The organism is Microbacterium sp. NPDC055599 (genome assembly GCF_053618975.1).
On sequence record NZ_JBSHIM010000007.1, the window covers coordinates 1 to 13,095 of the forward strand.

A 13,095-nucleotide genomic window follows, 5' to 3' on the forward strand; every position below is an offset into this window, starting at 1 on the left:
GTGGGGGGGGCGTCGCCAGCACCCACAGGGCGACGGCGACGAGAACGGCCACGCGGGCCACGGTGAACAGCAGCATCACGCGGCGGGCGTCCACGCGGTCCGCGAGCACCCCGCCGAACAGCAGGATCAGTGCCCGGGGGAGGGTTCCGGCGGCGACGATGAGCCCGGCGACCGCGGGGGACGCGATCTGCACCGCCGTCCACGCCAGGGCGATGGTCCACAGCGCATCCCCTGCGTCGGAGAGGGCCTTCACGCCGATCCAGGCATGGACCAGGCGGTCGCGCCGGAACGGCGGAGGCGGCGCGAGCTCGACCGGCTCCTCGACCGCGGTCATCAGGGCTCCGTGGGGAAGGCGTGGGCGAACACGAAAACCGGCACGCGCTCCTGGCCGTCGTCCAGTGCGATGCCGCCCTGCCACTCGCGGATGGTCTGCAGCAGCCGCGCGGAGAGGTCCCGCAGCTCGTCGGGGGAGGCCCACGCGGTGGTCTCGGTGTTGGATGCGTCGTACCCGGCATAGGCGGGGTCGTCCCGGTGCCGGTGCCAGCGCTGGAGCCGGTCGATCTGCATGCGGATGCCCTGGCGTTGCGCCTCGCGGGCGAGCAGCGCATCGGCGGGGGAGTCGGCGAAGTCGTCCACCGACCAGGTGAGCCCTCGTCGGGCCACCCGCCACCAGCTGGTGCGGCGGTCGTCCGACTCATCGGGCGCGCGTTCGACGACGCCCGCGCGTTCGAGCATGCGCAGGTGATGGCTGATGCTGCCGACCTGACTGTCGAGGGCGCGCGCGAGCGTGGTCACCTGGCACGTGCCGTAGAGCAGGAGGTAGTCGTACATGCGGCGGCGCAGCGGGTGGTGCACGGCGGTGATCACGGAGATGTCTTCCACGGGCATCACGCTAGGGCGGGGTCCGCGGGTGCACAAGAGTTCTTGTATACCCCGGGAAATCAGGTTTGCGAGTCGGGTCCCTCTCGCCGTCAGCCCTCGTCGCCCGTGCGCGCGGGCGGTGCCTCGGAGTGCTTCCGGCGGGTGCGACGCGACCGACGGATCAGCCAGACCACGAGCACGACCACTGCGGCGACCGCCAGCCAGGGGAGCAGGAAGCCCACCGCGATGACCAGTGCGTTCAGCGACACGACGAGGCCGTTCCACCCCGCAAGGAGACCGTCGCCGAAACCAGCGGGGTCAGCCGTGCTCGGCGCGGTGGCCTTCGTCAGCTGCACCTGCAGCGACGACATCGCCACCTGATCGTCGAGGGCAGCGAGCTGCTGCTCGTACGACTCCAGCTGCGCTTGCCGGTCGGTGAGCGCCACCTCGGCCTCGATGAGCTCCGACACGCTGCCCGACTGCGCCATGAGCTGCGTGAGCCGTTCGACCGACGCCCTGGTCGAGTCGACGCGTGCCCGCAGGTCGATCGCGGTCGACGTCACATCCTGCTTCGACGTGGAGGACGACAGCACCTCACCGGTGTCGCCGAGCGCCGCGATCACGGCGGTGAGGTCGGTGGAGGGAACGCGGATGCTGATCCAGCCGTACGCGGAGTCGGCGGGCGCGGGCGCGCGGGTGTCGTCCGCCGCGAGCGCCTTGCCCACCTCGGTGCTCTCGACGTAGCCGCCGTGCTCCTCGGCCAGCGCGGCGATGGCGTCCGCCGCGTCGGGGATGCTCTTCACCTGCACCGTGGCCTGCGCGGTCGCGATGATGTCGCGGCCGGCGTCCGCCGTGGCGGCCCCCGGCAGCGTCACTCCGGGCAGCATCCCGCCGCTCGTGTCGGAGCGCGCGCCGTCGCCGGGCACCGAGCCGGGCGGGACCGCGGTGGTGCCCTCCGGCGCGGAGTCGGTCGACGACTCGGTCACCGTGTCGCCCGGGAGGCTGAGTCCCTCGACCGTCGACACGGCGGAGCCCCCGACGCTGTGCAGGATCGGCGGGGTGACGAGCACGCCGATCACGAACGCGGCGGCGATCCCGCCCCCGGTGAGCCAGGCGCGGCGGCGCCGACGGGCCTTCCCCTCCGCCGGCCGCGCCGGAGCGCGCTCCCCGGCGATCTCGGCGAACACCGCGTGCTCGATGCGGGCGATGGCCTCGTCCGACAGCTCGGGGAGCTGCTCGGCGGGAGTCTGTGCGTTCATGCGTCTCTCACTTCCTTCACGGCGCCGCGCAACTGCGTGCGCACTCGCGAGAGACGGTTCCGGACGACGGCGTGCGTGACCCCGAGCTCCTCCGCTGCGGCCTGATAGGCGTAGCCCTCCGCCGCGCACAGCCGGAAGATCTCCCGGTCGAGCTCGCTCAGCGTGCCCACCTCGGCAGCGATCCGCGCGGCGAGCGCGGCCGTGATGACCTGCTCCTCCACGCTGACCGTGCTCGCCAGCTCCTCGTCGACCGCGTCCGCCGTGTGCGCCCGGTCGCGGCGACGCTGGCGCAGGCGGTTCGCCGCCTGGAACCGGCAGATCGTCGCGAGCCAGGGCAGGATCGACTCGCCCTGCAGCTCCAGGCCGGGGAGCTTGCGCCACGCGACCACGAACGTCTCCTGGGTCACGTCCTCGGCATCGGCGGGGGAGGCGAGGATGCCCTGCGCGATCCAGTACACGGGCCGCACATGGGCCCGGTAGAGCTCGCGGAAGGCCCCCTCGTCGCCGGCTGCGGCCTGGGCCGCCCACCTCTGATCAGTCGTCTGGGAAGGCATCGGGTTTCCGTTCGGTGTCTCTCACCGGTGAGTGTCACGATCGGGCCCATCGTCTCAGACCCGGATTCCCGACGCGATCGCTCACGCCGCAGGTCGGATGCTCCGGTAGCATGGCTCCGGCGAGAGGGAGTATCCCGGACCCGCGCGTAACGTCATCACGAGCACCGACACCGCTGCTCCGGGCGCGCGACGCACTTCGGTGCGGGGGAGAGACTTTCGGACATCACCGACCCCTCGCGAAAGGTGCAGTGCGCCGTTGGACATCCCCGTCTGGTTCGAGATCACCTCGATGGTCGTGCTCACGATCATCCTGATCGGCGACCTCCTGCTCATCCGGCTGCGGCCGCACATCCCCTCGACGAAGGAGTCGACCCTCTGGGTGGTGTTCTACGTCGGGCTCGCGCTGCTGTTCGCGGTGCTGCTGGGAAACGTCGGCGGCTGGCAGAACGCGGGCGACTTCATCACGGGCTGGGCGCTCGAATACAGTCTCTCGGTCGACAACCTGTTCGTGTTCGTGCTGATCATGGCGCAGTTCGCCGTGCCGCGTCGGCTGCAGCAGCAGGTGCTGATGGTCGGCATCATCATCGCGCTGATCCTGCGCGGACTGTTCATCCTGGTCGGCGTCGCGGTGATCGAGAACTTCTCGCCGATCTTCTACGTGTTCGGCGCCTTCCTGGTCTACACCGCGATCCGCCAGGCCATGCCGGAGGGCGACCACGAGGACGAGGTCAAGCGCGAGAACTTCATCGTGCGACTGCTGCGTCGCCGCATCGACATCAGCGAGACGTACGACGGCTCGAAGATCCGCACGACCGTCGACGGGAAGCGCATGTGGACGCCCATGGTGATCGTGTTCATCACGATCGGCGTGACCGACCTCATCTTCGCGATCGACTCGATCCCGGCGATCTTCGAGATCACCACGAACGGCTTCCTCGTGTTCGCCGCGAACATCTTCGCGCTGATGGGGCTGCGGCAGCTGTACTTCCTCCTCGGCGATCTGCTCGACCGCCTGCGGTACCTCCACTACGGCATCGCCGTGATCCTCGGCTTCATCGGCATCAAGCTGATCCTGCACGCGCTGCACGTGAACGAGCTGCCGTTCATCAACGGCGGACAGCACGTGGAGTGGGTGCCCGACATCGACAACATGGTGTCCCTGGGCGTCATCCTCGTGTCGATGACGGTCGCCACGGTGGCCAGCCTCGTGGCGTCCTCGCGGGAGAAGCGCGCGGAGCGGCGCAGCGCCCCCGTCGGGGAGTGAGCGGCCGAGAGGCCCGTCAGAACGATCGCAGGTTCGCCTGCAGCCCGCCGTCGGCGTACTCGCGCCGGAGCAGCCCGCGTCGGCGCAGGATCGGCACGAGCTCGTCGAGGGTGCGGTGCAGGGTGACGGGGTGGAAGTCTCCCCACAGGAGCACGCCGTCGTTGCCCCAGTCGCCGAGTTCCTCGACGAGGTCGGCGAACTCGTCCGCGGTGCCCACGAATCCCGTCCGGTCGGAGAGGCGTCCCGCCCGCGCGAGAGCGGTGAGGTGAGCGCGCAGCGGGGCGTCCTCGCCGCGGTCTCCGACGAGCCGCTGGATGCTGCCGCGCGACACGTGGGCACCGAAGATCGACAGGTCGAGCGGTCGGTCGAGGTCGAGCGCGGTGAGGTCGGTCTCCAGGTCGCTCGACTGCTTGCGGGCGATCTGGTGCAGCGCGGCGTCGTCGGGGCGCGCGGAGGCGGCGACGATGCGGTCGGCCTCCTCTCTCGATGACGTGATGACGGGCTGGATGGCGAACAGGATCGTGATGTCCTCGGGGCGTCGGCCCTTCGCGACCGCGGCCTCGTGCACTCTCGCGCGATAGTCGCGCACCGACTTCTCGTGCAGCGGGGCGAGGGCGAGCTGCACGTCGGAGTTCGCTCCCGCGAAGCCCAGGCCGCGTCCGGAGCCCCCGGGCGAGACGATCGCGGGCTCCCCGTCCGTGAAGGGCAGGGCGTTCAGCGGTCCGTCGAACGCGTAGTGGCGGCCGCGATGCGCGACGGGTCGCAGACGCGTGCCGTCGGCGTACACGTCGGTGGCGCGGTCGGCGACGAGCGCCCCGTCGTCCCAGCTGTGCCACAGCGACCGGATGCCGTCGAGCCACTCCTCGGCGCGGTCGTACGCCTCGTCGTGCCCGAGCTGCGGGGCGTCGGAGAAGTGCCGCGCGCTCCCGGTGTCGGTGACCACGTTGAGGCCGAGCCGATGGCCGCTCAGGTGGTGCAGCGTGGCGAACTGCCGCGCGGACGTGTACGGCAGCGATGCGGCGGGGTTCACGGTGGGGACCACGCCGAGGTGCCGCGTGGCCTGGAAGAGGTACGGCGCGAGCAGCAGCGGGTCGTGCTTCGGGCCGCCGAACGCGTGGCGCACCCGGAGGTCGATGGTCTCGGGCGAGCCGAGCGAGGGGCTGTCCTCGATGATCACGAGGTCGAAGCCCGCCTGCTCGAGCGTGCGTGCGGCCTCCTGGTACACCTCGGGCCGCGTCCAGTCGTAGTCCCAGTCGAGGGACGGGTAGCCCCACCCCTGCGGGCCGAAGCCGCGGGCGAGGAACCATCCGAAGTGCTGCGGCCTGGTCATGCCACCGTCTCCCGCACCGACTCGAGCACGCGCGCCAGGTCGGCCACGAGGTCGTCGACGTCTTCGATGCCGATCGACAGGCGCAGCGTCCCCGGTGCGACGCCGAGCACGCGGCGCTCCTCGTCCGTACGCTGCGCGTGGCTCGTGGTGCCCGGGTGCAGCACGAGCGAGCGCACGTCGCCGATGTGGGTCATGTGCGTGAACACCTCGACCTCCTCCACGAAACGACGCGCGGCGGGGAGGCCGTCGCGCAGCGTGACGGTGAAGATCGAGCCGAAGCCGCCGTCCAGGTAGCGTCGTGCGGTCGCATGGTGCGGGTGGGTCGGGAGGCCGGCGTAGTCCACGCTCTCCACGGCGTCGTGCGCGGCGAGCCAGCGCGCGACGGCGAGGGCGTTGCGCGACTGCCGCTCGACCCGCAGCCCCAGCGTCTCCGTGCCCTGCCCGATGAGGAAGGCGTTGAACGGGGAGGGGGAGGCGCCGAAGCGCGGCGCGACCGACTCCCGCACGTACGCGATGCGGGCGTTGCCGCCGTGGCGGGCGTACACGCTCGGCAGTCCGCCGCGGCCGGGGAGCACGAGGTGCGGGGCGTTGTGTCCGGCGCGGTCGGCGTCGAAGCGGCCGTCGTCGACGATCACGCCGCCGAGCACGGAGCCGTGCCCGGCGAGGAACTTGGAGGCGGAGTGCACGACGATCGCTGCGCCGTGCTCGAGCGGCCGCAGCAGGGCGGGAGTGGGGAGGGTGTTGTCCACGATCAGCGGGATCGCGGACTCGTCGCCGATCGCGCTCACCGCGGCGATGTCGAGCACGTCGTTGCGGGCGTTCGCGAGCGATTCGGCGAACAGCGCGCGGGTGGTGGGACGGATGGCCTCGCGCCAGGCGTCTGGATCGGCGATGTCGTCCACGAACGTGGTCTCGATGCCGAGGCGGGCCAGGTTGTCGAGGAAGAGCCCCCGCGTGCCCTCGTAGATGTGGGTCGACGACACGATGTGGTCGCCGGCTCCGACGACCGACAGCACCGCGGCGGTCACAGCGGCCTGACCGCTCGCCACGAGCACCGCGTCCGCCCCCGACTCGAGCGAGGCGAGCTGGCGCTCGACCGCGCGCACCGTCGGGTTCCCGGTGCGGGTGTAGCCGAATCCCGTCCCCGTGCCGAAGTGGTCGGCGGCGTGGTCGAAGTCGTCGAACTCGAAGCCGGCCGTGAGGTAGATCGGGGTCGCGCGCGACGCAGCGGTCTCGCGACGGCGTGCGGCGTGGACGGCACGGGTGGCGAAGCGGGCGGTGTCGACGGTCATGCGGGGCCTCTCGATCGGGCGGGTGAGCAACAGAGTGTCACGGCGCGTCGCGGCGTGTCCGAGCGGTGGTAACCTGACGTCATGCGGACCGTGCTCCTTCTTAGCGGCCGCGGCGAGACCTCGATCTGAGCCCCTCCTCGTCGCGGAGTCCATCGTGGGCCGAACCGCCAGCCACAGGAGACACGCCATGACCAGCCCCGATTCCGGAGCCCCTTCCGCACGCCGCAGGACCCTCGCCGAGAAGGTCTGGGACGACCATCTCGTCGTGAAGGGCGAAGACGGCCAGCCCGACCTCATCTACATCGACCTGCACCTCGTGCACGAGGTCACCAGCCCGCAGGCCTTCGACGGTCTGCGCAGCGAGGGCCGCCCACTGCGCCGCCTCGACCTGACGATCGCGACCGAGGACCACAACACCCCGACGTGGGAGATCGACAAGCCGATCGCCGACCTCACCAGTCGCACGCAGATCGAGACGCTGCGCCGCAACGCCGCCGAGTTCGGGGTGCGCCTGCACTCGCTGGGCGATGCGGAGCAGGGCATCGTGCACGTGGTGGGGCCGCAGCTGGGCCTGACGATGCCCGGCATCACGGTGGTGTGCGGCGACTCGCACACCTCGACCCACGGCGCGTTCGGCGCGATGGCGTTCGGCATCGGCACGAGCGAGGTCGAGCACGTCATGGCGACGCAGACCCTGCCGCTCAAGCCGTTCAAGACCATGGCCATCACGGTCGAGGGCACGCTGCGCCCCGGTGTCACGGCGAAGGACATCATCCTCGCGGTGATCGCGAAGATCGGCACGGGCGGCGGTCAGGGCTATGTGCTCGAGTACCGCGGCAGCGCGATCCGCGCCCTCTCGATGGAGGGCCGCATGACGATCTGCAACATGTCGATCGAGGCCGGAGCCCGCGCGGGCATGGTGGCGCCCGACGAGACGACCTTCGCGTACCTGGAGGGGCGGCCGCACGCACCGAAGGGCCAGGACTGGGAGGACGCGGTCGCGTACTGGCGCACGCTGCCGACCGACGAGGGTGCCGAGTTCGACGCGGAGGTCTTCATCGACGCGAACGAGCTCGAGCCGTTCGTCACGTGGGGTACGAACCCGGGACAGGGGAGCTCCCTCTCCGCCGCGGTGCCGGACCCCGCGCAGATCGCCGACCCGAACGAGCGCGCTGCCGCCGAGCGCGCGCTGGAGTACATGGATCTGACGCCCGGCACTCCGCTCAAGGAGGTTCCGGTCGACGCGGTGTTCATGGGCTCCTGCACCAACAGCCGGATCGAGGATCTGCGCGCGTTCGCGTCGATCATCCAGGGCAAGAAGAAGGCCGACGGCGTGCGCGTGATGGTCGTGCCCGGCTCCGCGCGCGTGCGGCTGGAGGCCGAGGCCGAGGGCCTGGACAAGGTCATCACCGACTTCGGTGCCGAATGGCGCTTCGCCGGTTGCTCGATGTGCCTGGGGATGAACCCCGACCAGCTCGCCCCCGGGGAGCGGTGCGCGTCCACCTCGAACCGCAACTTCGAGGGGCGACAGGGCAAGGGCGGTCGGACGCACCTCGTGTCGCCGCTCGTGGCGGCGGCCACGGCGATCCGCGGCACCCTGTCCAGCCCGAGCGACCTGACGGAAGAGGCCTGACCCATGGAGAAGTTCACGACCCACACGGGCATCGCCGCTCCGCTGAAGCGGTCGAACGTCGACACCGACCAGATCATCCCCGCGGTGTTCCTCAAGCGCGTCACCAAGACCGGCTTCGAGGACGCGCTGTTCCACGGATGGCGGCAGGACCCGGAGTTCGTGCTCAACCAGCCCGTGTACCAGGGCGCGTCGATCCTCGTCGCCGGTCCCGACTTCGGTACCGGCTCGAGCCGGGAGCACGCCGTGTGGGCGCTGCGCGACTTCGGCTTCAAGGTCGTGCTCAGCCCGCGGTTCGCCGACATCTTCCGCGGCAACTCCGGTAAGCAGGGCTTGCTCGCCGCGACGATCTCGGAGGACGACCTCGAGCGGTTCTGGGCCGAGATCGAGCGGAATCCCGGGGCGCAGATGACCGTCCACCTCGAGGCGCGCACCGCGTCGGTCGGCGGCATCCAGGCCGACATCGGCATCGACGATTACACTAGATGGCGGCTCCTCGAAGGGCTCGACGACATCGGGCTCACGCTGCGCAACGAAGACAAGATCGCGCAGTTCGAGGCCCGTCGCGAGTCGTGGCGGCCGCGGACCCTCCCCGTTCAGTGAGACGGAGGGGGCGGGGGAGCCAGGGGTAACCCCGCCCCCGATGAACGAAGTGAGGCCCCAATGACGACACCCGTGCGCGACGCTCTTCCCGACGACGTCCCTGCGCTCACCGGAGACGTCCTCGCCATCCGAGGAGGCCGACCGCTGCGCGGCCGGGTCGACGTCAAGGGCGCGAAGAACCTCGCCACCAAGGCGATGGTGGCCTCGCTCCTGGGAGAGACGACGAGCGTCCTGCGCGACGTGCCGGCGATCAGCGATGTGGCCGTGGTCCGCTCCCTTCTCGAGGTGCACGGTGTCCGGGTGTCGGAGGGCGATGAGCCGGGCTCGCTCGTGTTCGACCCGAGCGACGTGGAGTCGGCGCACTTCGAGGAGATCGACGCCCACGCGGGCGCGTCCCGCATCCCGATCCTGTTCTGCGGGCCCCTGCTGCACCGGCTGGGCCAGGCGTTCATCCCCGACCTCGGCGGCTGCCGCATCGGCGATCGCCCGATCGACTTCCACCTGGACGCGCTGCGCAAGTTCGGCGCGATCGTCGAGAAGCTGCCGAGCGGCATCCGCCTCTCGACCGGCGGCACCCGCCTGCACGGCGCCAACATCCACCTGCCGTACCCGAGCGTCGGGGCGACCGAGCAGGTACTGCTGACGGCGGTGCGCGCCGAGGGCGTCACGGAGCTGCGCAACGCCGCGATCGAGCCCGAGATCATGGACCTGATCGCCGTGCTGCAGAAGATGGGCGCGATCATCTCCTACGAGCCGAACCGCGTGATCCTCATCGAGGGCGTCGAGAAGCTCCGCGGCTACGACCACCGGTCGATCTTCGACCGCAACGAGGCGGCCTCGTGGGCGTCGGCCGCTCTGGCGACGGACGGCGAGATCTTCGTCGGCGGCGCCAAGCAGCAGGAGATGCTGACGTTCCTCAACGTGTTCCGCAAGGCGGGCGGCTGGTTCGACATCCAGGAGGACGGCATCCTGTTCCGGCGCGACGGCGACATCAAGCCGGTCGTGATCGAGACCGACGTGCACCCCGGCTTCATGACCGACTGGCAGCAGCCCCTCGTGGTCGCGCTGACCCAGGCGCACGGCCGCTCGGTCGTGCACGAGACCGTGTACGAGAACCGCATGGGCTTCACGGAGGCCCTCGTGAAGATGGGCGCCGACATCGTCGTGCACCCGCGCGGGCTGCAGGACGGCCCTCGCCGCGTGCCGCGCCGTGACCTGGAGCAGGCGGCCGTCATCACCGGCCCGACGCCGCTGCACGGCGCCGACATCGTCGTGCCCGACCTGCGCGGCGGATACAGCCACGTGATCGCGGCGCTCACGGCCTCCGGCGAGTCGAAGGTGTCGGGCGTCGACATCCTGGCCCGCGGGTACGAGAAGTTCCTCGCCAAGCTCGACGCGCTCGGCGCCGACTTCGACGTCCTCCGGTGAGCCCGATGGCTTCCCGGTCGCCGGAGAAGACGCGTCCGAGTCTGTTCTGGCCGCTCGCGGCGATCGTCATCCCGCTCGTGTCGCTGCTCGCCAAGATCCGTGTCACCGGTGGTGAGAAGCTGCCGCGCGACGGCGCGTTCGTACTCGCCCCGAACCACTACTCCGAGTTCGACCCGCTGATCGTCGCGGTCGCCGTGTGGCGCATCGGCCGAGCCCCGCGGTTCATGGCGAAGGAGAGCCTGTTCCGTGTCCCCGTGCTCGGATGGGTGCTGCGTCGCACGGGCATGGTGCCGGTCGCGCGGACGTCGTCGGCGACCGCGGCCAAGCAGACCATGGCCCAGTCGGCGGAGCTCGTCGAGCACGGCCGCGGCGTGATCGTGTACCCGGAGGGCACGCTCACGCGCGACCCGGATCTGTGGCCGATGCGCGGCAAGTCCGGCGCGGTCCGCCTCGCCCTCGCCGACGGGATCCCGCTGATCCCGATGGCGCAGTGGGGTACTCAGGAGATCATGGGTCGCTATCAGAAGGGCCTGAGCCTTTGGCCGCTGCGCAAGCCGGTCCGCGTGCTGGTGGGCGACCCGATCGACGTCGAGGATCTGCGCGGGCGTGCGACCGAGCCCGCCGCGCTGACCGAGGCGACGAGCCGCCTGATGAACGCGATCACGGCGCTGCTCGAGGAGTTGCGCGAGGAGAAGGCACCAGCGGAGCGGTGGAACCCCGCGAGCCACGGCCAGAAGGAGACCGGTCGACTTGACTCCTAAGAGGAACACACCAGCGGGACCCCGGGTCGCCGTGATCGGCGCGGGCAGCTGGGGCACCACGTTCGGGAAGATCCTGGCCGATGGCGGAGCGCAGGTCACGATGTGGGCCCGCCGCGCCGAGCTGGCGCACGAGATCGACGAGGCCAAGCGCAACTCGCGCTACCTGCCGGGCATCAACCTCCCGCGCACCATGGCGGCCACGCACGAGCTCTCCTCGGCGCTCGACGGGGCGGAGCAGGTGTACCTGTCGGTGCCGAGCCAATCGCTGCGCGAGAACCTCAAGGCGCTGCGACCGCTGATCGCGTCCGGCGATGCCCGGATCGTCAGCCTCATGAAGGGGGTCGAGCGGGGCACGGGTCTGCGCATGAGTCAGGTGATCGAGCAGGAGCTGCGCTGCGACCCGGAGCGCATCGCGGTGGCGTCCGGCCCCAACCTGGCGCTGGAGATCGCGCGCGAGCAGCCCACCGCGGCCGTCATCTCGTCGTTGAGCCAGGAGACGGCGGAGGTCGTGGCGCGGGCCGCGCGCAACGGCTACTTCCGCACGTTCGTGAACACCGACGTGATCGGCACCGAGTTCGGCGGGGTGCTGAAGAACCTCATCGCCGTCGCGATCGGCATCGTCGACGGCGTCGGCTACGGCGAGAACACCAAGGCCTCGATCATCACGCGTGGTCTGGTCGAGATGACCGACTTCGCGGTCGCGAACGGCGCGCAGCCGGAGACGCTGCAGGGGCTCGCGGGGCTCGGCGACCTGATCGCGACGTGCCAGTCGCCGCTGAGCCGGAACAACACGGCCGGGCGGCTGCTCGGACAGGGCTATTCGTTCCAGGACGTCGTGAAGCAGATGCAGCAGACCGCGGAGGGGCTGGCCTCGGTCGCCCCCGTGCTGCAGCTCGCCCGCGAGGCCGGCGTCGACATGCCGATCGTCGAGCAGGTGAAGATGGTGCTCGACGGCAAGATGGATCCCCGGGATATCGCCCCGCATCTCACGACGGACGACGACACCCCGCAGGGGGAGAGGACCAACCATGGACAAGCAGACGGTGGTGGTGCTCTTCGGAGGGCGCTCCAGCGAGCATTCGATCAGTTCCGCAACGGCGGGGGGAGTGCTCGGCGCGATTGACCGCGACCGCTACGCGGTGATCCCGGTGGGGATCACGCGCGAGGGCGCCTTCGTGCTGGAGGACGACGACCCGGCGAAGTTCCCGCTCGATGCGGCGCACCTGCCCGAAGTGGTCGACAACGGCACGCGCATCCTGTGGCCGGAGCCGGGCGGCGACCGCACGCTCCGCGTGGTGCACCCTGGCGGCGCCGTCGACGGTCTCGGCGAGATCGACGTGGTGCTGCCGATCCTGCACGGACCGCACGGCGAGGACGGCACGATCCAGGGGTACTTCGACACGCTCGAGGTGCCGTACGCGGGCGGTGGCGTGCTCGATTCGGCGCTGTGCATGGACAAGCACTTCATGAAGATCGCCCTGCAGGCCGCGGGCATCCCGGTCGCGCCGTGGGTCACGGTGCGGCGCGCGGCGTGGGACGGCGACCCGTCGCCGGTACGCGAGCAGGCGGCCGGTCTGGGCCTTCCGGTGTTCGTGAAGCCCGCACGGGCGGGCTCGAGCGTGGGGGTGTCGAAGGTGAGCGCCCCGGAGGAGCTCGATGCGGCTCTCGCTGTGGCGTTCGCGGAAGACGACAAGGTCCTCATCGAGTCGGGGGTCACCGGGCGCGAGATCGAGGTCGCGGTGCTGGAGGCGGCGGAGGGTGTCCGCGCTTCGCTCCCGGGCGAGATCGTCCTCACGTCGCGCGGCTTCTACGACTTCGAGGGCAAGTACCTCGGCGGCGACGGGGTCGACGTCGTGTGCCCGGCGGAGCTGAGCGACGCGGAGGTCTCAGCGGTGCAGGAGGCCGGCGTCCGCGCGTTCGAGGCGGTGGACGGCCGGGGCCTCGCCAGGGTCGACATGTTCCTCACGCCGTCGGGCGAGCTCGTGGTGAACGAGCTGAACACGATGCCCGGGTTCACGCCGATCTCGATGTTCCCCAAGTGCTGGGTGGCCTCCGGGCTGAGCTACCGCGACCTGATCACGGAGCTGGTGGAGGCGGGTCTGCGCCGCTGACC

General features: G+C 70.7%; 13 protein-coding genes. 7 read left to right on the forward strand and 6 right to left on the reverse strand.

The window, feature by feature from the left end; all coding sequences use genetic code 11:
• The 4 genes from ACWGQ1_RS08040 to ACWGQ1_RS08055 all read right to left on the reverse strand — a co-directional run.
• On the reverse strand, positions 1-334 hold a 334-nt coding region (locus ACWGQ1_RS08040; RefSeq protein WP_452312739.1), incomplete at its 3' end, for an MFS transporter.
• Positions 334-882 (reverse strand): ArsR/SmtB family transcription factor, encoded by a 549-nt coding sequence (locus tag ACWGQ1_RS08045; RefSeq protein WP_206251335.1) that lies wholly within the window; start codon positions 880-882, stop codon positions 334-336. The genes ACWGQ1_RS08040 and ACWGQ1_RS08045, both read right to left, overlap by 1 nt.
• Before the next feature lie 89 nt (positions 883-971).
• A complete protein-coding gene (locus ACWGQ1_RS08050; RefSeq protein ID WP_452312740.1) occupies positions 972-2,120 on the reverse strand; it encodes a DUF4349 domain-containing protein in 1,149 nt (382 codons plus the stop codon).
• Positions 2,117-2,674, reverse strand: coding sequence for an RNA polymerase sigma factor (locus tag ACWGQ1_RS08055; RefSeq protein ID WP_241115020.1), 558 nt, complete (start codon positions 2,672-2,674; stop codon positions 2,117-2,119). The genes ACWGQ1_RS08050 and ACWGQ1_RS08055 overlap by 4 nt, the downstream gene beginning before the upstream one ends.
• Before the next feature lie 256 nt (positions 2,675-2,930).
• On the opposite strand from ACWGQ1_RS08055, the gene ACWGQ1_RS08060 reads away from it, so the two are divergent.
• Entirely contained in the window at positions 2,931-3,938 is a 1,008-nt protein-coding gene (locus tag ACWGQ1_RS08060) for a TerC/Alx family metal homeostasis membrane protein (protein ID WP_136046047.1), read from the forward strand.
• Between the two features lie 16 nt (positions 3,939-3,954).
• Here ACWGQ1_RS08060 and ACWGQ1_RS08065 read toward each other — a convergent pair whose 3' ends face one another.
• Positions 3,955-5,268, reverse strand: a complete 1,314-nt coding sequence (locus ACWGQ1_RS08065) for an LLM class flavin-dependent oxidoreductase (protein WP_206251332.1) — start codon at positions 5,266-5,268, stop codon at positions 3,955-3,957.
• A complete protein-coding gene (locus tag ACWGQ1_RS08070) occupies positions 5,265-6,560 on the reverse strand; it encodes a PLP-dependent transferase (RefSeq protein WP_452312741.1) in 1,296 nt (431 codons plus the stop codon). Before ACWGQ1_RS08070 ends, ACWGQ1_RS08065 begins: the two co-directional genes overlap by 4 nt.
• Before the next feature lie 187 nt (positions 6,561-6,747).
• On the opposite strand from ACWGQ1_RS08070, the gene leuC reads away from it, so the two are divergent.
• Genes leuC through ACWGQ1_RS08100 form a run of 6 tightly spaced genes read left to right on the forward strand, consistent with a single transcriptional unit; the run spans position 6,748 to position 13,093 of the window.
• A complete protein-coding gene (gene leuC / locus ACWGQ1_RS08075) occupies positions 6,748-8,193 on the forward strand; it encodes a 3-isopropylmalate dehydratase large subunit (protein ID WP_136034520.1) in 1,446 nt (481 codons plus the stop codon).
• 3 nt (positions 8,194-8,196) lie between these two features.
• Positions 8,197-8,793: a 3-isopropylmalate dehydratase small subunit gene (gene leuD / locus ACWGQ1_RS08080; RefSeq protein ID WP_452312742.1), complete on the forward strand. Its 597-nt coding sequence runs from the start codon at positions 8,197-8,199 to the stop codon at positions 8,791-8,793.
• 60 nt (positions 8,794-8,853) lie between these two features.
• A complete protein-coding gene (murA, locus tag ACWGQ1_RS08085; protein WP_136034524.1) occupies positions 8,854-10,221 on the forward strand; it encodes a UDP-N-acetylglucosamine 1-carboxyvinyltransferase in 1,368 nt (455 codons plus the stop codon).
• Positions 10,222-10,226: 5 nt separating this feature from the next.
• On the forward strand, positions 10,227-10,982 hold the full coding sequence (locus ACWGQ1_RS08090) for a lysophospholipid acyltransferase family protein (protein ID WP_136034526.1): 756 nt from the start codon (positions 10,227-10,229) through the stop codon (positions 10,980-10,982).
• A complete protein-coding gene (locus ACWGQ1_RS08095; RefSeq protein ID WP_136034529.1) occupies positions 10,972-12,105 on the forward strand; it encodes an NAD(P)H-dependent glycerol-3-phosphate dehydrogenase in 1,134 nt (377 codons plus the stop codon). Before ACWGQ1_RS08090 ends, ACWGQ1_RS08095 begins: the two co-directional genes overlap by 11 nt.
• Positions 12,011-13,093: a D-alanine--D-alanine ligase gene (locus ACWGQ1_RS08100; protein ID WP_452312743.1), complete on the forward strand. Its 1,083-nt coding sequence runs from the start codon at positions 12,011-12,013 to the stop codon at positions 13,091-13,093. Before ACWGQ1_RS08095 ends, ACWGQ1_RS08100 begins: the two co-directional genes overlap by 95 nt.
• The last annotated feature ends 2 nt before the right edge of the window (positions 13,094-13,095 follow it).

Excerpts from the sequence above, each read along its gene's own strand:
- ACWGQ1_RS08090 (WP_136034526.1), top strand. The coding sequence starts at position 10,227 with ATGGCTTCCCGGTCGCCGGAGAAGACGCGTCCGAGTCTGTTCTGGCCG.
- leuD (WP_452312742.1), top strand. The coding sequence starts at position 8,197 with ATGGAGAAGTTCACGACCCACACGGGCATCGCCGCTCCGCTGAAGCGG.
- murA (WP_136034524.1), top strand. The coding sequence starts at position 8,854 with ATGACGACACCCGTGCGCGACGCTCTTCCCGACGACGTCCCTGCGCTC.
- ACWGQ1_RS08055 (WP_241115020.1), bottom strand. The coding sequence starts at position 2,674 with ATGCCTTCCCAGACGACTGATCAGAGGTGGGCGGCCCAGGCCGCAGCC.
- ACWGQ1_RS08070 (WP_452312741.1), bottom strand. The coding sequence starts at position 6,560 with ATGACCGTCGACACCGCCCGCTTCGCCACCCGTGCCGTCCACGCCGCA.
- ACWGQ1_RS08050 (WP_452312740.1), bottom strand. The coding sequence starts at position 2,120 with ATGAACGCACAGACTCCCGCCGAGCAGCTCCCCGAGCTGTCGGACGAG.
- ACWGQ1_RS08065 (WP_206251332.1), bottom strand. The coding sequence starts at position 5,268 with ATGACCAGGCCGCAGCACTTCGGATGGTTCCTCGCCCGCGGCTTCGGC.
- leuC (WP_136034520.1), top strand. The coding sequence starts at position 6,748 with ATGACCAGCCCCGATTCCGGAGCCCCTTCCGCACGCCGCAGGACCCTC.
- ACWGQ1_RS08100 (WP_452312743.1), top strand. The coding sequence starts at position 12,011 with ATGGACAAGCAGACGGTGGTGGTGCTCTTCGGAGGGCGCTCCAGCGAG.